This window comes from Pacificoceanicola niger (assembly GCF_048553275.1).
In the GTDB taxonomy this organism is placed as follows: domain Bacteria; phylum Pseudomonadota; class Alphaproteobacteria; order Rhodobacterales; family Rhodobacteraceae; genus Pacificoceanicola.
Genome location: NZ_JBLZMW010000023.1, coordinates 1 through 24,375 on the forward strand (window position 1 = coordinate 1; position 24,375 = coordinate 24,375).

At 64.6% G+C, this 24,375-nt stretch carries 14 protein-coding genes; 8 read left to right on the forward strand and 6 right to left on the reverse strand.

Features of this window, described 5'->3' with window-relative positions:
* Window positions 1–645: sulfotransferase (locus ACN2XU_RS21615; protein ID WP_419412429.1), on the forward strand; the 645-nt coding region annotated here is incomplete at its 5' end.
* A gap of 6 nt (window positions 646–651) precedes the next feature.
* On the opposite strand, the gene ACN2XU_RS21620 is transcribed toward ACN2XU_RS21615, so the two are convergent.
* The gene (locus ACN2XU_RS21620) at window positions 652–6,588 is read right to left on the reverse strand and encodes a glycosyltransferase (RefSeq protein ID WP_419412430.1); all 5,937 of its coding nucleotides are present in this window, start codon (window positions 6,586–6,588) and stop codon (window positions 652–654) included.
* Between the two features lie 453 nt (window positions 6,589–7,041).
* On the opposite strand from ACN2XU_RS21620, the gene ACN2XU_RS21625 reads away from it, so the two are divergent.
* Window positions 7,042–8,340, forward strand: a complete 1,299-nt coding sequence (locus tag ACN2XU_RS21625; protein ID WP_419412431.1) for a tail fiber domain-containing protein — start codon at window positions 7,042–7,044, stop codon at window positions 8,338–8,340.
* Between the two features lie 72 nt (window positions 8,341–8,412).
* Here the strand turns inward: ACN2XU_RS21625 and ACN2XU_RS21630 are convergent, their stop codons facing one another.
* Window positions 8,413–11,331: a calcium-binding protein gene (locus ACN2XU_RS21630; RefSeq protein ID WP_419412432.1), complete on the reverse strand. Its 2,919-nt coding sequence runs from the start codon at window positions 11,329–11,331 to the stop codon at window positions 8,413–8,415.
* Between the two features lie 808 nt (window positions 11,332–12,139).
* On the opposite strand from ACN2XU_RS21630, the gene ACN2XU_RS21635 reads away from it, so the two are divergent.
* Complete coding sequence (locus ACN2XU_RS21635; RefSeq protein ID WP_419412433.1) at window positions 12,140–12,655, forward strand: VPLPA-CTERM sorting domain-containing protein; 516 nt, start codon at window positions 12,140–12,142, stop codon at window positions 12,653–12,655.
* A gap of 214 nt (window positions 12,656–12,869) precedes the next feature.
* The gene (locus ACN2XU_RS21640) at window positions 12,870–13,979 is read left to right on the forward strand and encodes a UDP-galactopyranose/dTDP-fucopyranose mutase family protein (RefSeq protein WP_419412434.1); all 1,110 of its coding nucleotides are present in this window, start codon (window positions 12,870–12,872) and stop codon (window positions 13,977–13,979) included.
* A 139-nt stretch (window positions 13,980–14,118) separates the two neighbouring features.
* Here ACN2XU_RS21640 and ACN2XU_RS21645 read toward each other — a convergent pair whose 3' ends face one another.
* Window positions 14,119–14,361, reverse strand: a complete 243-nt coding sequence (locus tag ACN2XU_RS21645; protein ID WP_419412435.1) for a DUF2061 domain-containing protein — start codon at window positions 14,359–14,361, stop codon at window positions 14,119–14,121.
* Between the two features lie 123 nt (window positions 14,362–14,484).
* Between ACN2XU_RS21645 and ACN2XU_RS21650 the strand changes: the two genes are divergently transcribed.
* Window positions 14,485–15,324: a helix-turn-helix domain-containing protein gene (locus tag ACN2XU_RS21650; RefSeq protein ID WP_419412436.1), complete on the forward strand. Its 840-nt coding sequence runs from the start codon at window positions 14,485–14,487 to the stop codon at window positions 15,322–15,324.
* A 223-nt stretch (window positions 15,325–15,547) separates the two neighbouring features.
* On the opposite strand, the gene ACN2XU_RS21655 is transcribed toward ACN2XU_RS21650, so the two are convergent.
* A complete protein-coding gene (locus ACN2XU_RS21655) occupies window positions 15,548–16,213 on the reverse strand; it encodes a class I SAM-dependent methyltransferase (protein ID WP_419412437.1) in 666 nt (221 codons plus the stop codon).
* Between the two features lie 260 nt (window positions 16,214–16,473).
* Here ACN2XU_RS21655 and ACN2XU_RS21660 point away from each other — a divergent pair, with 260 nt between their 5' ends.
* From ACN2XU_RS21660 to ACN2XU_RS21670, 3 genes are all read left to right on the forward strand, one after another.
* Entirely contained in the window at window positions 16,474–17,538 is a 1,065-nt protein-coding gene (locus ACN2XU_RS21660; protein WP_419412438.1) for a DUF2793 domain-containing protein, read from the forward strand.
* A gap of 200 nt (window positions 17,539–17,738) precedes the next feature.
* Complete coding sequence (locus ACN2XU_RS21665) at window positions 17,739–21,683, forward strand: glycosyltransferase (protein WP_419412439.1); 3,945 nt, start codon at window positions 17,739–17,741, stop codon at window positions 21,681–21,683.
* Between the two features lie 15 nt (window positions 21,684–21,698).
* Window positions 21,699–22,361: a sulfotransferase family 2 domain-containing protein gene (locus ACN2XU_RS21670; protein WP_419412440.1), complete on the forward strand. Its 663-nt coding sequence runs from the start codon at window positions 21,699–21,701 to the stop codon at window positions 22,359–22,361.
* A gap of 27 nt (window positions 22,362–22,388) precedes the next feature.
* Here the strand turns inward: ACN2XU_RS21670 and ACN2XU_RS21675 are convergent, their stop codons facing one another.
* Window positions 22,389–23,444 (reverse strand): GSCFA domain-containing protein, encoded by a 1,056-nt coding sequence (locus tag ACN2XU_RS21675; protein ID WP_419412441.1) that lies wholly within the window; start codon window positions 23,442–23,444, stop codon window positions 22,389–22,391.
* Window positions 23,445–23,510: 66 nt separating this feature from the next.
* Window positions 23,511–24,359, reverse strand: a complete 849-nt coding sequence (locus tag ACN2XU_RS21680) for a WcbI family polysaccharide biosynthesis putative acetyltransferase (RefSeq protein WP_419412442.1) — start codon at window positions 24,357–24,359, stop codon at window positions 23,511–23,513.
* Window positions 24,360–24,375: the final 16 nt, after the last annotated feature.

Sequence of the window (24,375 nt, forward strand, 5' to 3'; positions counted from 1 at the left end):
GGGACATTGTTCATCGTCACCTACGGTCGGTCCGGATCGACGCTGCTGCAGAGCCTTTTGCAAACCATTCCCGGCGCCCACATTCGCGGCGAAAACGGGGGGGCGCTGCAGGGGCTGTTCCAGTCCGCGACGGCCCTGCGCAAGGCCCATGGCGAGCATGGCGTGGAACGCCAGCCGCCCGACCACCCCTGGCACGGCATGGCCGAGGTGAATGTGGACGGCTACGAAAAGGGGCTGGCGCAGGTTTTCGTCAACCAGGTGCTGCGCCCGCCGCAGGAGGCCCGCTGGATCGGCTTCAAGGAGGTGCGGTATCTGCAGATGGGGCCGAACCTGCCGCAGCTGATGACCTTCTGCCGCCGGGTGTTTCACAATCCCTTCTTCGTGTTCAACTCGCGCAATGCCGAGGATGTCAGGCAGTCGAAGTGGTGGGCCGAGCATCCCGCCGATGTGGTGACGGCACAGCTGCGCCGGGCCGATGAGGCGTTCCAGCGCTATTCCGGCAACCATCCGCGTATTTCACACCATGTGCAGTACGAGGACCTGGTCGCGGATCCGTCGGTCCTGATCCCGCTGTTCGACAAGCTGGGCGAGCCCTTCGACGCCGCGCGCGTGGCGCAGGTCATGAGCAAGCGGCTGACCCACTGATCGGGGTCAGCGCAGCCGCTCCCGGACAAAGGCGCAGTCGGTCCAGGGCACCGACAGGTCCGGATGATGGATCACGCTGCGCCCTTCGGAGGCGAGGGCGAGATATTTGCGGTATTCCTCCGCATCGTTGAAGTGCTGGCGGCGGGTGACCTCGGTTTGGGCCTTCTCGCGGAAGGCGGCGTTGTATTTGAAATGGGCGAACAGCAGCTCGCGCCGGGCCAGCCGGGCGTCGCCGACGAAATGCAGCCCGTCCGACAGCCGCATGAACGGGTGATACTTCAGCAGCGCCAGTTTCTGCGCCACGAAGAGCGTCGCGCGCGATCCGGGGATCAGCCGGTGCCGCAGGGCGGAGGTCCATGTCGGCTGGTCCGAATAGGGGCCGCGCGCCGGGGTGTTGGTCAGGAAGGGCCGCGCATCGCAAAACCCCGCCTCGGCAAAGGGATCGCCGCTGGTGAAATCCACCGCTTCGAGCGGCCCTTCGGGATACATGTCGAGCATGAAGATCCGGGCGGCCTCGGCCTCTTTGAAATCATCGGTTTTGAGAAGATCCGGCAAGGTTTGGCTCTGTTTTTCCTGCCAGACGAGCAGCTCGTCCGCATCCGCGACGAGCGACCATTTGCCGGTGCGGAAGGCCGAGATCATCGCCTGCTGCCAGGCCACGCCGTAATGGGAGAGCTTGTAATCGGTATCGACGGAGAAGAGCGCCACGTCGTCCTGTTCGAGCAGGTATTCGCGGGTGCCGTCGTCCGAGGCATTGTCGGCGATCAGGAAGCTGGTGACGCCGAGCGCGCGGTAATGGGCGAGGAAATGCGGCAGCATGAACATCTCGTTGCGCATCACCGCGACCACGGCGACCTCTGCCTCCTTGGCGCGGTTGATGCTCTGCGGCGATGACAGCAATTCCAGCGCGTTGCTTTGGTAGCCCAGTTTCACCGGCTGATAGCTGGGCCAGATCTTTGGTGGGTAAAGGCCGGGGGTGTGCAGCCGTTCCAGGGCGAATTGCTGGTCCTTTTCGGTGTCGAGGTGGATCAGCTGCAGCGGCGCGGAAGGCCCCGGGAAGAAGGAATTGACCCAGGAGGCGACGGGGGTCGCGTTGCCGAAAGTGCGACGGCGGACGGAGACGCGATAGTCCTCGTCAATGACATGGATACCGCGCAGCGCCAGAAGATCGCCGAGCATCTTGTCTTCCATGAAGGACAGGCCGATGAGGCGCTGCCCCTCGGGGCTTTGGGCGGCGTCCAGCGCCTCGGCCATGGCGCGGCGGCTGAGTGCATAACCCGACCCGCCATCGGCGTAGAAAGACGGCTCCGGCGAGCGGTCCAGTTCGTGCCTGCCCCGCTCCGAGGCGGACTTGCCCTGATGCCAGACGCGGTCCATCTGTCCGACGCCACGGGTCAGTTTTCGGCCGTAATAGTCATGCTTTTTGTAGGTCAGCCCCTCGAAGAACAGCGGTGCGTTGAGAAAGCAATCGTCGTCGATCTTCAGCATATGGCCGAAGGCCGTGTTGTCATGCACCCAGCGGATCGCGGCGAGGGTCTTTTGCGGCAGCCCTTCGTAATCGTCGGGGGCATCGAGATGGACGATCGGGCCGTCGCGCCGCCCGTCGCCATTCCCGACCACGACGATATAGGGGATGTTCAGCGCCTCCAGCAGCGACAGCCAGCCGGATTGCAGCGCCGGGATGCGGGTATCGAGGTAGGGCTTGCAGGAGAAGACCACGACAAGCGTGTCAAAGAGCGGGCTGCCGCCGGTCAGATCGGGGCGGTCGGGCAGCGCCGGTTTGCCGCCAAGATGCCGCGCCAGCGGATCGTCCGCATCGAGACGCGCCAGCGCGGCCCGGACGGCGGGGGCGCGGGTCAGCGCGCGGCGCGCGTCTTCGCAATGGGCGGCGAGGCGTGCCAGGAGCCAGGAGTCGACCGCCTGTTTCACCCCAAGGGGGGCGATCCCGCGCAGCAGCATGGCAAGGCCAAACCCGAGGAACTGTGTGTCCGGACCGCAGAGCCGGGCGCAGCCGTGCAAAACAGTCTCTATTGTGGCGGAATCCGGCGGTTCCGATGCGCCGGACAGCAGGCCGCCGAGCCGCTGCGCGAGCGCACGCTGCAAGGCCGCGTAAGGCGCCTGGGCGGTCGGGGCATAGAGCGCGGGGAAGGCGCGCACCGCCATATCGGAGACCGCGTCCTCGACCGGCGCGCTGCCGGGGCAGGCCATGTGGCGCAGCGCGGCCTCTTCCGGGGCTTTGGCGGATTGCAGCAGGGCGGACGCGGCGGGGGCCTGTCCGGGTGTCAAAGGCAGGCCCGCCGGGCCGAGACGCTCGATCCGCAGGCGCGGCGCGTCCGGGCAGCCGAGGCGTTCGAAAAAGCGCAGGGCCTCCTCCACGGCCCCGGCGTCGGTTCCGTCTTCGATGACCGAAAACAGGCTCTGTGCCGTGGCAATTTGCGGTGGCAAGGCGTGCTCCGCGGGCCAGCGTTCGGCCAGAAGCCGCCAGAACTGGCGCGAGAGGCCATAGGTTTCGAGGCAGGTTTGCGCGATATCGCGGCTCAGGATATCGTCCCGGCCGAGGTCGCGCAGGAGCGTGACGGCGGCGGCGGTCAGTTCCCGGCACTGCGTCCGCTCCCAGTATTGGCGGCCGCGTTCGGTGAGGAACAGCAGGAAGGCGCGGATCAGCGCCTCGCGCGCGGCTTCGGGCATGACGGGATCCCGGGCCGCCTGGCGCAGGGTCCAGGCGATCGGCGGTGTCAGCACCCATCCCGGGGAGGGGTAGGCAATGGCGGTCAGGCAGGCGGCGGCCTCGTCATGGCGGCCCGCCTTGACCAGATAGGGCAGACGCGCGGACAGGCTCCAGACATCCTCCGGAGGGGGCAGATCGCCGAGGCCCGCCCCTTCGGCCAGCGCATGCAGCCCCTCGAAATCGCCGCCCTCACGGCAGAAGACATCGGTCAGCGCCATGTAGAGGCCGCGCTGCGGGGCGGGGGGCAGCGTAAGTTCGCGCACCACGTCAAGCGGGTCCGGGGCAGGGGTCGTCTGCTGGCTGAGGGTGAAGCGGGCCAGGGCGACATCAATGCGGCCCTCGTCGGTGCCTTGCATGGCGAGGGCGGTGGGCGGTGGCGCGTCGCCGCTGGCAGGGGCGATGTAATCGCTCAGGCCGTAGGGCTCGGCAAGGGTCTGCAGCGCGGCGCGCGTCTCGGGCTTCAGCAGCGGATGCAGGGCGGCATGACGGACATGGTCAAAGAGGTTCAGGACAAGCGTGCTGTCGGCGGGGCCGGGCGGCGCGGTCATCAGCCTGTCGATGCGTGTCGCAAGATCGGCGCGGGTGAGGGAAAAGCGCGTCTGTCCGGCACCATCAATCAAGCTGAGGGCGGCATCGGAGGCAAGGCCGTGCCAGTGGCGTCCGGGCAGATCGACGAGGACGCCCGCGCCATTCGGGCCGTTTTGGGCCGTAACAGAGACGGTTTCGCCGGAATGCGCGACGGTCAGGCTGCCGGGCAGGGCCGCCGTGCCGCGCAGTTGCAGGCGCGGGTCGAGGCTCAGCGCCTCGGTGGCGGGCGCGGGCAGAATGTCGAGAGCGGTGACGCCACCCTGCACCGCGAGCCAGGCGATACGCTCCAGCCCCGCCAGCCCGGCGCGGTTGCGGATGGAGCGCGGGCCGAGGGTCAGGATGGTCTCTTTGTCCACGGTGACGCGGACCTGTGGCGGTGTGATCTCGACACGCACATCCGCGCCGTTCGGGGGCAGGGCACAGGCGTACTGCCGTTCCGCCCGCCATGCGCCATCGGCCCGGCTGTCGTTGGCAACGATCAGGCCGTCCTTCTGGCGCAGGGAGAGGTGGAAGGGCACTTCGACGCCGTCTTCCGCGACAAAGGAGAGGTTGGCGAAGGGATCGCTGTGGAAATCGGCCCGAAAGCGGAAGAGGCCGCTGCCCTGCAGAGGGAAGGCATAGAGCAGATGATCGCCCCGGATCGCTTCGGCGTCTTGCGGCGCGTCGTTTGTGGTGGCGGCGGCGGACAGGCCCGAGACATGCGGCAGGAGCGGAGCGCCGCGCAGGAAGCCGGCGGGGTTCATCAGCCGCGCCAGTCCGGGACCAAAGGAGGGATCGAACCCGGCGGGATCGCGGTGCGCGCCGGTCAGGCCCCGGGTTGCGGCCCCGGCCATGACCCCGCCGAGCAGCAGCGCCCTGGCCGGTTTCGAGGCGGGCAGGGCGGCGCTCACCTGATCGCGCATCGCGCGGGCGTAGAGACGGCGCTCCCAGCCCTTGGGCAGGCGGTCTTTGATCGGGCCGGGCAGGGCGCGGATGAGCGCGTCATGGCCCCGGGCCAGCGCGCGGCTGCTTTTGGGGGTTTGCCGGGCCCGCGCGCCGGTCGGCGAGAGGTCCAGCGCCAATCCCGGCCAGGCGATATAGGCGCAGGGACCGCTCAAAGGCGCGGTGAGGCACAGGGCCCAATGCGGGCGCGGCCCCTTGGTAAAGCCGGGAAGCGTGGCGAGCGCGGCCCGGCGGAAGATCCGCGCCGAGAGGTCCGGCGTCATGCCCAGCACGGCGGCAGGCGTCAGGGCGAGCAGACCCGTGAGCGGCGTGCCGGCGGGCAGGGGACGCATGTCGTCAAAGCCGTTGTGCGGCAACGCATCGGCCTCGGTGCCTTGCCAGAACTGGCTCAGGCCGCTGTCCGCCCCGGTGCGCAGCATGATCTCGACCCAGTCGTGCAATGCCGCGGGCTTGAGACGATCGCCGGGACGCAGGAAGACGATGAAGGTGCCTTTTGCCGCCTCCGCCCCGGTCCGCAGCGCCGTGCCCAGATCCTTGCCCGACGCGGGCAGGAGGCGCACAGAGGGATGCGGCTTTGCAAGCGCTTTCGCTTGCGGCGCGGCACTGATCAGCAGCACTTCGTGGCCCGGTCCGGTTTGATCGGCCAGACTGGAGAGCGTCGCGTCAAGCGCGCCCGGATCTTCGCCATCCCAGGGCAGCACCACGCTCAGCGGCAGGTCCCCGGCCATTTCCAAAGCCCAGGCCCGCGCGATGCCGTCGTCCCAGTCGGGCGTGTAGATTAGACCCTGTTCTTGCAGAAACTGCCCGGCGGCCTGGGCAAACCGGGCGCGGCGACCGGGGTCTTTCAGCGCGCCGGAGCGCTCGAACAGCAGGCGCGAGGCGATCCGGGAAAAGGCCTGCGCGGCCCCGGTCTTGCGCGCATCCATGATCGTGCGCATGGCGCGCAGCACGTCGAGCTGTTCAAAAACCCGGTCATCGTCGCGCGTGGTGATCTGCCCGGCGCGGCCCCGGGTTTGCAGGTACAGAGGTTGCGGCAGGTGCAGGATGTGATCGGTGCGGGCGGCGGCGCGATAGAAGAAGGTGTGATCCTCGAACCAGGTGCCTTCGTCGAAGCGCAGCCCCTCGATCAGACTGCGGCGGTAAAGCTTGTTCCAGGCGGACGGGAAATGGCGGATGACGTCGGACCAATCCGTCAGGCCGTAGCGCCGGGTCACGGGATGGGCGGCGATGTCCGGGGCGTCGTGGATGGCGGAATGCACATGGCTTGGTTCATCGGTGAAGCACGAGCGCACGGCACAGGCGACCCAGTCGGCGCGGCTTGCGTCCAGCGTCTGCCACAGCTGCATCAGGTAATCGGGCGTGACGCGGTCGTCGCTGTCGACAAAGGCGATGAAGGTTCCGCGCGCCAGGTCCAGCCCGGTGTTCCGGGCCCCGGACAGACCGCGGTTCTCCTGTTGAATGAGGTGAAAGCGCGGATCGCCGGCCATGGCCGCGCGCGCCCGCGCCGCGCTGGCGTCGGTGGCGCCATCGTCGATCACCAGAACCTCGAAGTCCTCCAGCGTCTGGCGGCGCAGGCTGTCGAGGCAGGCGGCAACATGGTCTTCGACGTTGTAGACGGGCACGATGACCGAGATCAGGGGGCCGGGTGCCGGGGGCGCAGTCGTGGAGGGCGGGGCTTGGGTCATGCGGCCTGTTGTTCCGCATTGGCCAGACAAGGTAAAGACCTGCTGGCTGCAGCGCTTTGCGGGGGGATCGCGGGGGCCATCATCCGCCGCATCGGGCAGCGTGTTTTCGCGGTCTCATTACATAATCAACCTTATACCGGATCCGAGCCGTCCGACCTCCACCGGGCTGCAGGGGCAACGGGTGCAGAGCGCACGCGCGGCGTTTCCCATGGCAGGTCTGCATCGTGGAAAAAGCGCTATGCCCCGGTACTTTGTTGTATTACGTTGCGTCAATCGGCGCCCGGGGACACAATCTGGGTAAAGTTTATTGTGATACGTTCCACGCGCAGCATTCCGAAATGCATGATGACCGCTTTTTCATCTTGAGTGATCGCGTCCGATCGCGCCAGAACGGATCACAAGGGATAGCCGATCCAAGGGGAGGAGCCCCATTGATACAACAGGAGATTTATCATGGCCATTCGTAATTCCCGCCTGCGGACAGTGGCATTCGGGGCGACGGCCCTGGTTGCGCTGGCCGGAGCGGCATCCGCAGATCAGGTCATTACCGACGATCTTATCGTTGATGGGTCGATTTGTGTCGGTATGGACTGCGTCAACGGCGAGAGCTTCGGATTCGACACGCTGCGCCTGAAAGAGAACAACCTGCGGATCAGGGCGGTGGACACCTCGAACTCCGGCGCTTTCCCGACCCGCGACTGGCAGATCACCTTCAACGACAGCTCGAACGGCGGGCAGGATAAGTTCTCCATCGACGATATCGACGCGGGCCGCACGCCGTTCACCATCGAGGCCAACGCGCCGACCGCCTCGATTTATGTCGATGATGGCGGCCGGGTCGGTCTCGGGACCGGCTCGCCGGTGGTCGAACTGCACGTCGTGAATGGCGACAGCCCGACGATGCGTCTGGAACAAAGCGGCTCTTCGGGCTTTACTCCGCAAACCTGGGATGTGGCGGGCAACGAGACGAACTTCTTTGTGCGCGATGCCACCAATGGTTCGAACTTGCCGTTCCGAATTCGCCCCAGCGCGCCGCAGAACGCGCTCTACATCGATACAGATGGGGATATCGGCCTCGGGACGGCGTCTCCGAGCGCGCGGCTGGATGTCGTGGGGTCGGGTGAAATGCAGTCTCTCCTCCTCGCAGATACAACCGGCACGCCGGGCGTCCGCGGCCTGCTGACCATGACGAACGAAGGCGGCTCCTTCATCACCATGGAGAACACCGCGACCAGCAAAAGCTGGTTCTTTACCCATGAGAATGCCGCGGCCGGCCGGTTCATCATTTCCCGCAGTGACAGCGATGGCGATGATGCGATGTTTGTCGGCCACGATGGCACCTTCCGCGTGGGAGGCGACGGCTCTGCCGCGCAGGGCGGCATGTCGCTCGACGCGGTGGGCAACCTGACCATCGGCGGCACGCTCTCGCAAAGCTCCGACAAGAACGCCAAGATGGCCATCGTGCCGATTGATGGCTCCGAGGTTCTGGAAAAGGTCGCCGCGCTGCCGCTGAGCAGCTGGACCTACAAGCATGATGCGCAGGCCGGTGTGCGTCACATCGGTCCGATGGCGCAGGATTTCCATGCCGCCTTCGGGACGGGCCACAACGACACCACCATCTCGACGCTGGACACCTCCGGCGTGGCGCTGGCCGCTATTCAGGAGCTGAACGCACGCAACGCCGCGCAGCAGGCGCTGATTGCCGAGCTGTCCGCCCGTATCACCCAGCTTGAAGAGACGATCGCCGACTGATCCCGCCCCTGCGGGGGGACGAAAAGGGAAACGCCGCTCCATGGGGGGCGGCGTTTTCGTTTCGGGAGGGGCTCAGACGAACCAGAAATCCCCGGCGCTCATCTCGGACAGTTGCGTGTCGATCAGGGTGACGTCCCCGCCCGGCAGATGCAGCACCACATCCGCCCCGACCTGCTCCATGTCCAGCTGTGCGAAGCGGTTGAGCCCCGGGCTGCCGATCTTGATCAGGTCGACGCCATCCTCGAAATCCACGATCCTGTCATTGCCGTGTGTGCCGTAGAAGGCAAAGGTGTCCGCCCCGGCGCCGCCATAAAGCGTATCGTTGCCGCCATCGCCGCCCAGCGTATCGTTGCCGGCCCCGCCATAGAGCTTGTCATTGCCGGTACTGCCCCAGAGCGCATCGCGGCCATTGCCGCCATAGAGGGTGTCATGGCCCGTCCCCCCGGCGAGCGTGTCATTGTCGTCCTCGCCGTAGAGTTCGTCATTGCCGGCATCGCCCCAGAGCTTGTCATTGCCGGCACTGCCCCAGAGGGTGTCGTTGCCGCCGCCGCCGCCGAGCGTGTCGTTGCCCCAGCCGCCGCCGCCGAGGTCGTTGCCGTCGTCGCCCCAGAGCTTGTCGTCGCCGCCGCCGCCCCAGAGCGTGTCATCGCCCGCTCCGCCGCCCAGCGTGTCATACCCGGCGCCGCCGGAGAGCAGATCGTTCTGCGCGCCGGCCCAGATCACATCGGCCCCGATACCGCCATCGAGCGTGTCATTGTCGTCCCCACCAAGCAGCGTGTCGTTGCCATTGCCACCATCGAGGGAATCGTTGCCATGGCCGCCGTCGAGGGAATCGTTGCCATCGCCGCCGCCGAGGATGTCGTCGCCCGTCCCGCCCCAGCCGGAATCATTGCCGCCGTTGCCCCAGAGCCTGTCGTTGCCGTTCTCGCCGAACATGCGGTCATGGCCGGGGCCGCCGGCCATCGTGTCATCGCCGTCATGGCCGATCATCTGGTCCTGGCCTGCGCCGCCCCAGAGCTTGTCGTTGCCGTCCTCGCCGTAGAGGCTGTCGTCGCCCGTCCCGCCGCCGACCGTGTCGTCGCCCGTTCCGCCCCAGGCGACATCATCGCCGTCGTCGCCCCAGACCTTGTCCATGCCATCGTCGCCGTAGAGGGTGTCATTGTCCGCGCCGCCGCCCAGCACATCGTTGCCGAAGCCGCCCCAGATGCGATCGCGCCCAGCGTCGCCCCAAAGCTCATCATTGCCGCCCTCGCCCCAGATCATGTCATTCCCGGTGCCCGCGCCGACGGTGTCATCGTCGTCACCGCCACGCACCGTGTCATTGCCGTTGCCGGACCAGATCTGGTCCGCCCCGCCCTCCCCGCACAGGCTGTCGTCGCCGGCGTCGCCGATGATCGTATCGCCAAGGAAGGTGCCGTTCAGGACATCGTTGGCGCCGCTCCCGGAGAGCATCATGCCCTGTGGCGCGGGCGAGGGCATGATGTGATCGGCCCAGGTGAAGCCATCGGGGAACACCTGCTGTTCGGTGAGCGGGCCGCCATTGGCAGAGCGCAGTTCGATGGTGGTGTCCCGGATCGTGATCAGGGCCCCCCAGCCGGTTGTGGTGAAGGTCAGCTGCGCGGTCGAGCGCAGCATGCCGATGCCGGACAGATCGAGACTGTCCACGCCCGGGGTGAAATCCATGACCCGCACACGCTGCGGGGCGTCGTCCTCGGAGATCACGAAGATATCCGCGCCGCCGCCGCCGTGGAGGGTCGCGCCCCCGGCCCCGGCCACGAGGATATCCTTGCCGCCATAGCCATAGAGCGTGTCGTGCCCGGTCTCTCCGGCGACCAGAAGATCATCGCCGCCGGTGCCGTTGAGCCGTGTGCTGCCGGCGCCGGTGTCGCGGACCACCGCGCCCAGGTTCGACAGCGGAACCGACAGTTGGGTGATGCCGTCATCGGTGCCGCTGGTGACAAAGATCTGAAGTTCGTTGCCGACGACCTCCGCAGCGATGGCCGTGACGTTCATCAGGCCAAGGCCAAGATCATGTTCGATTGTTTCGAGGTGCAGCAGGCGTCCGTCCGGCAGCAACGTGAAGAGGCTCAGCCCGTCATCGGCGCCGCCCGCGATCACGAAGACCTGCCCGTCCGCCTCGGCCACGGCCAGGGCCTGCACCCCGCCAAAGCGGGTGTTCAGCCCGTCGATCACGTGATCGGTGGGGACAAGCCCGCCGCCCGGAGTGACGCGCAGCACGCTCAGCGAAGCGCTGTCGGCGGCCGCGAGAATGGCCCAGGTCGCCCCGAAGGCCTGCACGGTTTCCAGCGCCGTGGGGGTGGCGATGCCCATGCCCTTTTCCGCGCCCTCGTAATCGACCGGGGTCAGCCGCCCGGTGATGCTGTCGATGGCATAGCTGAGCAGGCCGCCGCGCGAGAGATCTGTGGCCAGCAGGATTTCCTGCCCCCCGACCGTTGCGATCTCAAGGGTGACCCCGACCCCGAGGTCATGGGCCGCGCCATTCGGGGTCAGCGTGCCGCTGGCGTTCGGCACGTAGCTGCGCAGCTGACCGGTGGCCGCATCCACCACGTAGAGCGCGCCCCAGGCGCTGCTCGACAGCGCCACATCCGAGATGTTCCAGGTGCCGGAGGTGAGCCCGGCGATCTGGTCGAGCCCGTTGATCTGACCATTGGAGCCGAGCTGATAGCCGCGCAGGTATCCAATGCCGCTGGGCGCGCCGCCGCCAATCAGCAGCTGCACCTGGCCATCGACAACGCCGTATTCGAGAATATCGCCCGCCGTACCGCCCAGCCACGAGGGGAAATAGAGCCGGTCATGCTCTGTTGCGAGACTGCCGGAGGGGCTGAGCGTGTAGCCGGTGATGCCGCCGCCCTGCCCGGTTCCGGCATAAAGGTAGGTGCCCGAAGGCCCGCTCACGATTTCCAGAGAGTTCAGATTGTTGTCGAGGAACGGATCCCCGGCACCGATACGGCCATCCCAATGCAAATACATCCCAAGCCCCCCACGGCTGTTATGACGGGGCAGAAATGCCGGGAGAAAGCGGATGCAGGGCGCCGGAAATCTGGCGAAACAGGGCAGTTTGCTTAGGGTTTGTTTCAACTCCGCCGGGGTTTGCCCGCGAGATCACGGTTCAGACCCGTGCGGGGCTTTCGGTCATCCACCCGGTGCCACGCCGTGCAGGATCGTCCGCGACGCGCGGCAACCTGTGCTTTCGCTGCAAAGGCGAAAGGTCCGATCCCTGGAGCGCCTCAACGATACCAAGGCCCGGTCGCGACCTTTCGCTACGATTTACGCCGAGGGTCGCTATTGGTGCGCGGGGCCAAGGGGCGCTCTTTCTCCCGTCGGGAGAGGGGCGGCGCGCCTTTGGCCGGCTGGCCTGCTTTCGCCGATTGATCCCTTATCCATACAAGAAGATCCATCACCGCACTCTGCACCGCAAGGGCTTGGCCGCCTTGACACAGAACCTGTCCCGGCTCTTTTCGGGATAAGCGAAAGCGATCCGGCGGACAGGGTCCAAGACATCGGCATCATGATTGAGCGAGCCTTGAGCCATCAGCCGCAAAGCATTCACCGGAAGCTGGCGAAAACGCAGCGGAGTTTGGTGACGTTTCGCAGGTCCGATGGAAAGGGGGGCGACGGTCCGCACGGGCACACGCTCCAGCGCGTCAGACAGACATTGGCAAGACAGGGGCGGTCTGAAAATGACAGCGCCCTAACCTACATCAGTCGGAAGTGGATGATCGGCGACTAACAGCAGAGGGACGGTGTGTTTTGCACCTCTCCTTTGTAAGGACATATCATGCACAAAATTGCATTATTCACGCTCGCAGCGATCATCGCACCGCTCGGCGTCTCTGCTGCAACAATTGCAGCCGAAGGCGGTGGCCCCTACGATGTGACGAGCGATACCCTGTTTACCGGGATTGTCACGTCCAGCGGTGACGGCGCCGGAAGTTATATTCTGGATTTCTTCACCTCCGGTGCCACGCAGGAAGCCGTCGCCAACGCAGCCGTGACGGAAGCGACCATAAACAGCAGTTTCACCGATCTCAGCATGAGTTGGATCGATGGTCTGGCACTCAACACGATTGTTTCTGCAGCAGGCGTAGATCAGTTGACCACCGTCTTCAATGGCATGTACCCGGTGCAGCAACTGCGGTTTGACTGGACGGACTCCGTGAATGGCGCAGGGTTCCGGTTTGACGTTACAACGACCATCGCCGCCGTGCCGCTACCCGCATCGGCGCTGCTTTTGCTGACCGCGTTCGCCGGAGCAGGGTTCGCAGGCCGCAAGCGCAAAACCCAGACCGCGTGATCGGAGCAGGGCAGGCTTTTCTGCAGTCGGTAAAGCGGCACTGAGCCGACCTTCCCTTGCGCCGCCTGCGCGCGGATGACGGCCCCCCTGTCTTTCGCGCCAGGTTTCGTCCGCCGCCTTGCGCGCCCTGCGGGAGCGCAAGACGAAAACCGGTTTCCCCTTGTCGTCTCCCGCTCTAGGGTGCCCCGAACTTTGGACAGCCGGGCAGGACCACATGCAGATCACCATCGTCGGAGCGGGGCTTTCGGGGGCTGTCGCAGGCCGGACACTGGCCGAGGCGGGGCATCATGTGACGATCCACGACAGCCGGGCCCATGTCGCCGGGAACTGCCACACCGAGCGCTGCCCCGAGACCGGTGTCATGGTGCATGTCTACGGGCCGCACATCTTTCACACCGGCGATGCGGAGGTTTGGGAGTACGTCAATCGCTTCACCCGCTTCCGCCCCTACCGCCACCAGGTCAAGACCACGGTGCAGGGCGCGGTCTATGCCATGCCCATCGGGCTGCACACCATCAACCAGTTCTTCGGCAAGACCTTCCGCCCCGAGGAGGCGCGGAAGTTCATCGAGGAACACGAGGCGGATCGGAGCATCACGGACCCGCAGAGTTTCGAGGAGCAGGCGCTGCGCTTTGTCGGGCCGCGGCTCTACGAGGCCTTCTTCAAGGGCTATACGGAAAAGCAGTGGGGCCTGAGCCCAAGTGCCCTGCCCGCCGCCATCCTCAAACGCCTGCCGCTGCGCTTCGATTACAACGACAACTATTTCGCACACCCGTTTCAGGGCATGCCGGAGGACGGCTATACGCCGCTGGTGGAGGGCATTCTCGACCATCCGAACATCGATGTGCACCTTGGCTCGGCGATGGATGCGGACACGGCGGGGCGCGGCGATCACCTGATCTGGACCGGGCCACTGGATGCCTATTACGGCGGCCGGTTCGGCGCGCTTGGCTATCGCACGCTGGATTTCGAGCGCTTCACCGGCACGGGCGACTGGCAGGGCTGCGCGGTGATGAACTATGGCGATCCGGACGTGCCCTTCACCCGCATCACCGAACACAAGCATTTCGCCCCGTGGGAGACACACGACGGCACGGTTTTGTACCGCGAATTCTCCCGCGCCTGCGAGGCGGGCGACATCCCCTACTACCCCATCCGCCTGACCGGCGAGATGGCCATGCTGGAGCGCTACGAGCGTCTGGCCCAGGCGGAGGAGAGCGTCACCTTCCTCGGCCGGCTCGGGCGCTATGCCTACATGGACATGGACGTGACGATCCGGGCCGCTTTGGATGCGTCACGGGGGTTGGTGGAACGGTTTGGGTGAGGGATGGGGCAAAAACGCCTGAGGTTTGGCATATCCTGCGGTGCGGAGAAGGTCTGTAGAGAGCCCAAAGTAACTAGTGCCGCAACGCCAAAGAATGGCTGCTTTGTTCGAGAGCCGGATTTACTTTGGGCGCCTCTTTCTAAGTCTTTTTGCTGGCTTCCAAATGCGTGGCAACAGCAACCATGCCACGCCCCCACGCCACATGTGACCAGGCTATTTCGTGCACAAAATATGCGACGAACCCTGTGAAGGTTCCGGCCAAAGCAATGCCACCACTTGCTGTTACTGAACCTGTAAAAAGGAACCCAATCAGCATCATTGAGAAGAACCCTGCGACTTGCCATGTGACAGCCTTGGCGAAAAGTCTGATTTTGCTGTCCATTGGGTCTATCTCCACGCGAGGCAAGGTTCCCATTGGCCTATCTGGTAAATGCTTGCGTGGACATTATGTAAATTTGCTGCTTGAATGCTGCTTTGGTGATTTTAATCTACAGAGTGGACCTTAATGGACAAACGTGTTCGGGCTGACTTGTTTCGAAATCGTCTACAAGAAGCAATGTCGCACGCTGGCATGACCAGAAGTGCGCTATCCAGAGTAACAAATGTGGACCGGTCAACCATTGGTCAGCTTCTTAAGGACGACCATCCCCGACTGCCAAATGCGCAATTGGCCGCCGATGTCGCAGTGGCCTTGGGGGTCAGCACTGACTGGCTCCTTGGCTTGACGAATAGACCAGAAACACCCGGCGATATTGTGGCAGCGGCACTCTCACTTAGTCCTGCGGAGCGCACCTCGGCGGACGCGCAACTGCTTGCATGGCACCATGAGGCGGCAGGTTACAAGGTGCGCCATGTGCCAGCGACATTACCGGATATTCTCAAGACAAGCCGCATGTTGGAATGGGAATATGCGCCTGTGCCTGAGCGCCGCTTGCCAGAAGCATTTAACGCGATGCGGGATCAGCTTGCGTGGTTGTCGTCGGGTGTTTCCGACTATGAAATTGCCATACCCATTCACGAAATGGAAGCATGTGCAGCAGGAACGTCCTACTACAAGGGTGTGAGTGAAGGTATCCGATACGAACAACTGGAATTTATCGCCGATCAATGCGATCAGATGTTTCCGAGATTGCGCATATTCCTATTTGACGCGCATCAGGTATTTAGCGCGCCCATCACTATTTTTGGCCCAAATCTGGCAGTGATTTATGTCGGGCAATGCTATCTTGCCTTTCGTGAGATCGAGCGCGTCAAGTCTCTCTCGGGCCACTTTGACTGGCTTGTTCGTGAGGCCGTCGTGGATGCCCGAAATGTCGCGTCATGCATACGCTCAATGATAGCATAGTAACGAAACCGGTCATTCAAAGCGACTTGGCTGACGGCAGCTCCGTCCCGCACTCCGGACATAAACCGCCTGCCAGACCTCTGCGCCGAAACGGTCGCATTTGTCCCTTCGTGCCTTTCCGCTGTCTCATCAGGACAAGTCAGGGACAAATGCCCCCGGCAAAACGTCCTCTCCGCCCTTTACGGGATCTTGGCGCCCCCGGGGGCTATGCAGATGAGCTGTATCACAACGGCGCGTAGCGCACGGCAATGTCGTAGTAGCCATGCGGGGCGATGGCGAGGCCGAGGACGGGGTAGCCTTCGTTCACCAAGGCGTTGACCACCGGCATCACCCCGTAGGGCATGACCTCGGCCACCGACCACGGGGTATAATCGTTGAAGATCAGCACGCCGCCGGGTTTGATCTTCTGGCGGGCGACATCGGTGTCCTTTTGCACCCCGGTCATGCGGTGATCGCCATCGACATAGATCCAGTCGAGGCTCTGGTCGGGCAGGGTCGCGAGGTTGCTGGAGCTGTCGCCGATCAGCGCCTTGGTGCGTGGATCGTCCATCACGTCGGGGCGGAAATCCTTGGCGGTCATGTCGAGCAGGTACAGCGTTTCGGGCCCGATCTCGTCGAGCAGAAACCGCGAGAAGATCGCCTGTTGCACGCCGACCTCGGCGCCGACACCGCCCGAGACCAGCGCCTTGATCATGGCAAAGCGGTCCGGATAGAGCGCCGCGCCAGTGAGCGCATCGGCCCGCAGGCGCTCCGGAATGCCGTCCTTCAGGAAGGTGGGCGGGCTTTTGGCCAGTTGCCTGTAGGCTTTCACCTCCTGTCGCACCGCATCAAGCGCCGTCATAACGCGTTGTTTCTGTTCTTCGATCGTGGTGTTCGTTCGTGCGTTCATTGCCCGGCTCCCGGATACTGTCTCATGCGGTCGCCGCCCGCTTCAAAAGGCGCCCCTGCCACTGCAAAGAGCCAGCGATCCTACCCGGTGTCAATGCAGGCCGACCGGGACATCGGAGGCGGCGCGGCGCCCGGCCACCGCGAAGACCGGACGCTTTGCGGTTGTGGCGGCCTGCCAAGGGGGGCACCGCACGGTGGGTTTGGACCCTGTCAAGAAATCACGACAATTCTGTGCGCGACCCTGATCAGGAGCTGTATATCATGGACATTTCCGCACGACTTTCCCTGCCCTACCTGCTGCCCGCACAGGCGCAGAAGCATGTCACCCACAATGCCGCGCTGGAGCGGCTCGATATTGTGGTGCAACTGGCAATTGAAGAATTCGATGCCAGCACCCCGCCGGTCACACCGATTTCCGGCGGCGTCTGGGCGCTTGGCCCGGCCCCGTCCGGCGCATGGGACGGCCATGCGGGCGCGCTGGCGGCCTGGGTGGATGACACCTGGAGTTTCGTCACCCCGGCCGATGGCTGGCTCGCCACGGACAAGGCCGCAGGCGGATTGCGGCTCTATTCCGCCGGAACATGGTCCGCGCTGAGCACCGGCACAGGCGGTGGCGGTGGCACCCCGTCGTTCGACAATCTCGACGGCATCGGGATCGGCACGACCCATGATAGCAGCAACCGCCTTGCCGTGGCCTCCGACGCCAGCCTGCTGAGCCATGCGGGCATGGGCCATCAGCTCAAGGTCAACAAGGCCACAGACGCCGACACTGCCAGCCTGCTGTTCCAGACCGGCTGGTCGGGGCGGGCCGAGATGGGCACCGCCGGATCGGACGATTTCTCGGTGAAGGTTTCCGCCGATGGCACCGCCTGGACCGAGGCCATGGTGATCGACGGGACCACCGGCTTTCTCGGCTTCGGCACGAACGCCCCCAATTATCCGCTGCACATCCACCGTCCCGGCAGCACGGGCGCAGCGCTCCAGATGACCAATGACACCAGCGGCGCCGGCGCCACTGACGGCTTCTGGTTCGGCTTTTCGAACATGGCCTATTTCTGGAATTACGAGGCGTCGGACATCCAATTCGCCACGGGCAACGCGGCCCGGGTGACGATAAAGGCCGACGGCAAGGTCGGCATCGGCACCACGAACCCCGGCTCCATGCTGGATGTGGCCGGGCCCGTGCGCTGTGGCGCCTATGACACCGCGTCGCGGCCCAGTGCCGCCGCTGCCGGTGCCGGGGCCATGATCTATGACAGCACATTGCAAAAACCGCTGTGGAGCGACGGGACGGATTGGCGCCTCTCCGGTGGCGGCATCGGTTGAGCCACACGGTCCTTGCCTGCACACAGACCGGCGTCATCCTTGTGGATGGCGCCGGTTCTTTTGTAGCGGTGGGCTTGATCGGGTTTTCCGCCGCACATCGGGGGATGCTGCGTATTGTGACCCGGGGGTGTTTGCGGTAGAGACACAACTGTCGGGCGACAGGCCCCGGCACCCGATCCTCCGAAGACCAAGAGCCGAGTATGCCCTCAGCGATCCATGCGGTTATCATAAGCTGGGAAGGCCAATACGAGCAGGCTCTCGACATTGCCCGGCAGCTTGAGGGCGCCGTGGACAGGATGACGGTCATCTACTCCAATATCGCGGGCACCCCCGAGACCGGCCCCGGCACCTGGGTGCCCGTCCCGCAAAGCTGGTTCTTCGGGCGCAAGTTCCGGGCCGCGCTGAACATCGTGGCGCCCGGCGAGATCCAGCTGCAGATCCAGGCGGATGTGTCCTATGACGATTGGCCGGGGCTGGTGCGCGATTGTGCCGCCGCCTTCGAGGCCCACCCCGGTGTCGGCGTCTGGGCGCCGGACCTGACCTGGACCCCCTACCCCACGAAGGACGTCGCCGAAGGCCCGCTTTCCGGCAGCGATCTGATGCGCGTGGCGCAGACCGACGGCGTGGTCTGGGCCTTTGGACCGCGGATCGCCGAACGCATGCGCGCGCTCGACTACGAGCGCAACAACCTCGGCTGGGGCATCGACTGGGTCGCGATCGCCTATGCCCGGCAGGGCGGACAGCATGCGGTGCGTGACACGAAACACTGTGTGACGCATCCCGAAAGCCGGGGCTATCATGGCGGCGTGGCCGCGCAGCACATGAAATCCTTTCTTGCGCAGCTTCCGGAGGCGATGCAGGCGGATATCCTGACTTTGCATGCCCGGCTGCAGGATCGTAAGAAGACCTCCTTTGTATCGGCAGAGCCCGCCGACAGCACCAAACCATCAACTAAGTTTCTCATGGATACCCCCCAGATGTTTAAAACGAAGTCTGCCAAGACCAACCTGTGCGAAATCTCCTTTGCAGGGGGTACGGTTTTCGCCAAGGCGGGTCCGGATTTCCTGTCTTCCGGGCCCCATCTTGTCAGTGGCCGCACCGAGGTGTCCTTTGCTCCGGCCGATCCGGTGCCGACGCTCGAAGACATGAGCCGCAGCTTTCCGCTCGCCGCCGCGCCGGAGGCGGCAGGCGATCAGAAATTCAACGATCTCGACGAATGGCAGGTGACCGGCTGGAACACCCTGCGCGTGGTGCTCGACCCGCAACTGGGATCACAGGCGGTGGCGCTCGGGGGCGAGATGTCGCTGAGCCCGGCGGATGGCGACGTGGTTTTCATGGCCGAGCTGGCCTGTCATCGGGCGCGCGGCGCGCTGGTGCTGTGGCTCGAGGACGCGGATGGCAACAGCGTCTGGTCGGGCCGGGTCAATTTCGACCGCAGCGCGCATGGCGGGGCCATTGCCGCAGGTTACCAGTCGGTGCAGATGCGCCTGCCCGCCCGCCGCACCGAACAGACCCTGAAACTGGAAATCGACTATACCGGCGGCGACAGCACCGTCAGTGGCGACCCGCACGTTTTCTTCGTGGCGCGTCCCTGCCTGACCCGCGCCGGAGCCTCCGGCCTCAAGGCCCCGATCAGCCTGCATCTGGACAATGACACCACCGGCACGGCCCAATGGTATCGCGCCGATCTCGATATCGCCAAACTGGACCCCGGCGACGATATCGTGCTGCGGGTGGACGGCGCGCAGATCGTGCTGTTGCCCGGCCACGTGGTGGGGGTGCACATCCACAAGGATTGGGGCCATGTCCTGGAGTTCCATTCCAACGGCCCGGTCAAGGCCGTGGCCTGGGTCAATGGCACGCCCGCCTTCCCGATCCGGCTCGAGGATGGCAACAACATGGTGCGCATCCCGCAAACCTGGCTCACCGGTCAGCACAGCTGGCTGGAGCTGCGCGACCCGTCGGGCAACCGCATCTACTGGGCCAACTGGTTCCTGCCGCCGCGGCAGCTGACCCCGGTGGCGGTGCTGCAGCACGAGGGTGCCAAGGCCATCGGCAGCGATCTCTTCCCGCAGTCGCCGCTGCGCTTCAAGGCGCTGCGCGCCCATATGAAGGCGGGCACACCGAACGATCAGATGGCCCAGCTGTCCATGGCGCTCGAAGCGCTCGAAGCGGGGCACGAAAAGCTCAAGCTCAAGCCCCTGAGCTTCCCCGAGGTGAAAAACCCGGACGTCAGCATCGTCATCCCCGCGCACAACAAGGTAAAGGTCACCTATGCCGGGCTCTGCGCGCTGCTGCTGGCCTGGAACAAGGCCAGCTTCGAGGTGATCCTCGTCGATGACGCCTCCACCGACGAGACCGCCACCCTCGAAGAGCTGGTCAGCGGCATCACCGTGATCCACAACGAAGAGCCGATGCGCTTCATCCGCGCCTGCAACGCCGGGGTGGCGCAGGCCAGGGGCAAATATGTCGTGCTGCTCAACAACGACACCGAGCCGACCACCGGCTGGCTCGATGCGTTGATCGACGGGTTTGACCGCTTCCCGAACGTCGGCCTCGTCGGCTCCAAGCTGCTCTACCCGGACGGCACCCTGCAGGACGCGGGCGGCATCATCTGGGGGTCAGGCGATCCGTGGAACTACGGCAACCGCCAGAACCCGAACGAGCCGCGTTTCAGCTATGCGCGCCAGGCCGATTACCTCTCGGGCGCCGCTGTCATGACCACCCGCGAGATCTGGGAGGAGGTCGGCGGGCTGTCCTCCTACCTCGAGCCGATGTATTTCGAGGACACGGACCTGTCGTTCAAGGTGCGCGATGCGGGTTACACCACCTGGTTCATCCCCTCGTCGATCGTCTATCACTACGAAGGCATGACCAGCGGCACCAGCACCGCCTCCGGCTTCAAACGCTTCCAGGAGGTCAACCGGCCGAAGTTCAAGCGCCGCTGGGCCGCGGCCTATGCCAATTTCTCCAAGGTCGGCACCGCGCCGGATCTGGAGAAGGACCGCGGCATCGCGGGCCGTGTCCTCTTTGTCGATTACACCACGCCGACCCCCGACCAGAGCGCCGGCAGCTATGCCGCGCTGCAGGAAATCCGGCTGGTGCAATCGCTGGGCTACAAGGTGACTTTCCTGCCCGAGAACCTCGCGCACCTGGGCAACTACACCGAAGCGCTGCAGAACATGGGCGTCGAGGTCATCCTCTCGCCCTTCTACCGCTCGATCGACGAGTTCCTCGCCGAGCGCGGCGCGGAGTTCGACGCCTTCTACATCACCCGCTATCACGTGGTGAACTCGGTGGTGCCGCAGATCCGCGCCGCCAATCCGCAGGCGCCGGTTCTGATGAACAACGCCGATCTGCATTACCTGCGCCTGCTGCGCAAGGCCGTGGCCGAGGGCGACGAAAACCAGAAGGAGGCGGCGCGGGCCGTGCAATCCGAGGAATTCGCCGCCATGCGCAGCGTCGATGCGGTGCTCTCCTACAACGAGATGGAGCATTCGGTGATCGAGGCGCAGTCCGAAGGCGCGATCAAGGTTCTCCCCTGCCCCTGGGTTCTGGACCTGCCGGAGACGACCCCGCCGCGCAAGGGCCGCGTCGGGCTGTCCTTCCTTGGCGGCTTTCAGCACCACCCGAACGTCGAGGGCGTCGAGTGGTTCACCAAATCGGTGATGTCGCGGCTGGCCAATTCGCGCCCGGAAATCGAGCTTGCGATCTACGGCTCGCGGATGAACGACAAGGTCAAGGCGCTGGCCGCGCCGAACGTCGATCCCATCGGCTTCGTCGAAGAGATCGAGGACGCCTACAACCGGCATATGGTCTTTGTCGCGCCGCTGCTCTCGGGCGCCGGGATCAAGGGCAAGGTGCTGAGCGCGCTGGCCCATGGCATTCCCTGCGTGCTCAGCCCGCTGGCCGCCGAGGGCATCGGCCTGCTGCATGGCCGTGACTGCCTGATCGCCAAGACCCCCGACGAGTGGGAAGAGGCGATCGTGCAGCTCTATGACGACGCCGCGCTGTGGGACAAGCTGGTGAGCAATGCCCGCGATCTCGCGGCGCTGCGCTTCTCCTTCGAGGTGGGTCAGGAGCAGATGCGCGACGCTCTTGAGACCATCGGCCTTTTCTCCAGTGTCGGCCCCTGGGCCAAATAACGAGGCAGGCGCGTCATGCCCATTGTTCGCATCGCTGACAAGCTGGTCTATTTCGCCCATGTCCCCCGCGCCGGGGGGACATCGGTCGAGCGCTATCTGAGCGCCCGCTTCGGTCCGCTGGCTTTTGCCGATTCAGAGTTCCTCTCGGTGCCGGACTCCCTGCGCTGGACGCGCTCCTCGCCGCAGCACCTGGACCGGGCCGCGCTGTCCCGGCTGTTTCCGCGCGGGTTCTTCGATGCCAGCTTTGCCATGGTCCGGCACCCGCACGAGCGCCTGCGCAGTGTCTTTCTGCGCAATCGCGACATCGCGAAGACGATCCCGGAGAACACCGAGTTCCACGACTGGCTGAACACCCTGCCCTTGCCCAGCTACGAGCTCGACAACCACGCGCGTCCGATGCTCGATTTCCTCCCGCCCGGAACGCGGATCTTCCGCCTCGAAGAGGGGATGGATCAGGTGGTGGACTGGCTGGACGATCTGGCCGGCGACCGCGACGGGCCGCGACAGATCGGCGTCTTCAACAGCCAGAAGGATCGCCTGGCCCTGCTCGGGCAGGACCCGAGGGCGCGGATGGTGCGGCTCGACGAGCGGCTGCGCCACCAGATCTCACGGCTCTATGCGGCCGATATGTACTGGTGCGGCTACAGCCCGACCCCGTCCGGCGGCCTGCTCACCTGAGCCAGCCGCCGCCCCCCGCGCGCGGGCTCAGGAATCCAGCGCCTCGCCTTCGCAGACCAAGTTGTCGAGCGCGGTCAACTCGCTGGTGAACTGCTCGGCAAGCTGCGCGTCCATCTCTTTGCTGGATGCGATGACATTCGTCATCTCCTGCATGAAATTCTGCATGACGTGGCGCACGCCGCGCATGGCGACATTGCGCATGTCCTCTTCGAAATAGAGCCCGCCGTTATAGTGCCCGGTGATGATCTCGTAGGAGGGGAAATAGGTGACCCAATCGTGCGCGCGGGCGGTCTCTTCGACCACGGCGCGCAGCACCGACTTCGAATAGGTCGTGGCGGTCAGCACATGGCGGTCCTCATAGGTCGCCACCAGCGGCACCGGCGAGACCGTGAGCAGGACGCGGATGGTCGGATTATGCTTGCGGAAGATCGCCAGCGACGCCTCAAGCGCCTCCTGCACCTCGCGGAAAGTCATGTTGAAGAATTCGTGTTTGTCCGGATCGAACGCCCCGGCGATGGAGCCCGGCACCACCGGATAGGCCCAGCCATCCGCCGTGTTGCGCCAGCCTTCGGTCAGGCCCAGCGTGAAGACGAAGATATCGCTGTCCTCGACGATGCGCCGCACCGCCGCCAGCATGGTCTCGCGCGCTTCCAGCACCGCCGCTTCGCTCTCGAAACCGCCGGGCTGGATCGCCGGACGATAGGGATCGTAGAACCGCCCGTCCTTGCCCTGCCAGACCCGATCCTGCGGCACGGCCTCGCCGTAGGCCTCAAGCAGGGTCTGATGCAGTTGCAGCGTGGTGTAGATGTTGCCGTAGCGGGCGGAGAACACGCCGTAGTTCTCCTTGGCCCGCTGCTCCGGGGTCAGCTCCGCGCCATCCTCGGGCACGAAATACCGAAAGCCGGCCTGTTCGAGCCCCTTGGCAAGGTGCTGGGCAAAGCAACTCCCGGCCGTGGCGACCTTGTCCTCCGGCGCAATCTTGAAGCTGCTGTTGACCGGCAGCATGACATCGTGGCGCGGTACGTCGGCAATGGCCTTGCGCCAGAAATGCTTGGCCGGCAGATCCTTGTACGGATGCGACATCGGATGTGATCCTTCTCTTTGTCTGCATGTCTTAGTGTCTTGGGGCGGACGCCGTGCCGTCTGTCGTCAGGCGGCGACCTTTTCGAACTTTTCCAGTTCAAGCCGGACAAAGGCCTCCAAGGTCAAAACCTTGTTTTCCCGAGGAAAGCGGAACAGCGTGCTGCCCTCGAAACCGACCTCTTCGGCCAGCTCCGGATAGACCGGCCAGACCATATCGTTGATCAGGAAATCCTCGGCCAGCGGACGCCAGAAGCGGATGAGGTCCTCATCCACCTTCCAGCCTTCCCGGCGGCAGAGCGCCACCGCCAGATCGAAGATGACATAGGATTTGGGATGGTTCGTCGTGTGCATGAAAGGGCCGCGCAACATCCAGTCCCGAAAGGCCGGCGTCAGATCGAGGCCATTGGCCTTGAACCTTTCGAGAAAACGCGTCTGCTCGGTGTGAAAGAAATCGTAATAGCCCAGTTCGCGATAAGTTATTTCACTGAAATCACCGATGATGTCTTCGGCAGAGCGTCCCTGTTTGAACCCGCGGTGCGCAATCCGCGAGTGCATACCTTCAAGCACGCGGGTGCCAGACTCGTCCTTGCGAATGGGGACCGCATCCGGGTGAAAGCCACGAAAGACGATCGGATCGATGTTCACGGGCCGCACATCGGGGAGCAGGGCCTTGGCCGGATGGTCCCCGATGATATCCAACCCATTCGTCAGAAAGATGAAGCTGTCCGCTTCGACAGCCTCACCGATACGTTTCCGATCCACCTCGCGGCAAAACACCGACGTGCTCATCCCCTCGACGACCGTGTCCGGAAGTAGACGGTCCAATGCCTGAATCAGCGTCTGGTTCTGGCAGTTGAAGAGGACAAAGATTTTCTTTGGGGCTGCGGAAATGATGGGGGCCGATGCTTGTTTCATAACCTTACTCTTGGAC

Bases quoted from the DNA above. Each gene is read 5' to 3' on its own strand.
- ACN2XU_RS21680 (WP_419412442.1), bottom strand. From the start codon at position 24,359: ATGAAACAAGCATCGGCCCCCATCATTTCCGCAGCCCCAAAGAAAATC.
- ACN2XU_RS21635 (WP_419412433.1), top strand. From the start codon at position 12,140: ATGCACAAAATTGCATTATTCACGCTCGCAGCGATCATCGCACCGCTC.
- ACN2XU_RS21650 (WP_419412436.1), top strand. From the start codon at position 14,485: ATGGACAAACGTGTTCGGGCTGACTTGTTTCGAAATCGTCTACAAGAA.
- ACN2XU_RS21640 (WP_419412434.1), top strand. From the start codon at position 12,870: ATGCAGATCACCATCGTCGGAGCGGGGCTTTCGGGGGCTGTCGCAGGC.
- ACN2XU_RS21660 (WP_419412438.1), top strand. From the start codon at position 16,474: ATGGACATTTCCGCACGACTTTCCCTGCCCTACCTGCTGCCCGCACAG.
- ACN2XU_RS21630 (WP_419412432.1), bottom strand. From the start codon at position 11,331: ATGTATTTGCATTGGGATGGCCGTATCGGTGCCGGGGATCCGTTCCTC.
- ACN2XU_RS21665 (WP_419412439.1), top strand. From the start codon at position 17,739: ATGCCCTCAGCGATCCATGCGGTTATCATAAGCTGGGAAGGCCAATAC.
- ACN2XU_RS21645 (WP_419412435.1), bottom strand. From the start codon at position 14,361: ATGGACAGCAAAATCAGACTTTTCGCCAAGGCTGTCACATGGCAAGTC.
- ACN2XU_RS21625 (WP_419412431.1), top strand. From the start codon at position 7,042: ATGGCCATTCGTAATTCCCGCCTGCGGACAGTGGCATTCGGGGCGACG.
- ACN2XU_RS21675 (WP_419412441.1), bottom strand. From the start codon at position 23,444: ATGTCGCATCCGTACAAGGATCTGCCGGCCAAGCATTTCTGGCGCAAG.
- ACN2XU_RS21670 (WP_419412440.1), top strand. From the start codon at position 21,699: ATGCCCATTGTTCGCATCGCTGACAAGCTGGTCTATTTCGCCCATGTC.
- ACN2XU_RS21620 (WP_419412430.1), bottom strand. From the start codon at position 6,588: ATGACCCAAGCCCCGCCCTCCACGACTGCGCCCCCGGCACCCGGCCCC.
- ACN2XU_RS21655 (WP_419412437.1), bottom strand. From the start codon at position 16,213: ATGAACGCACGAACGAACACCACGATCGAAGAACAGAAACAACGCGTT.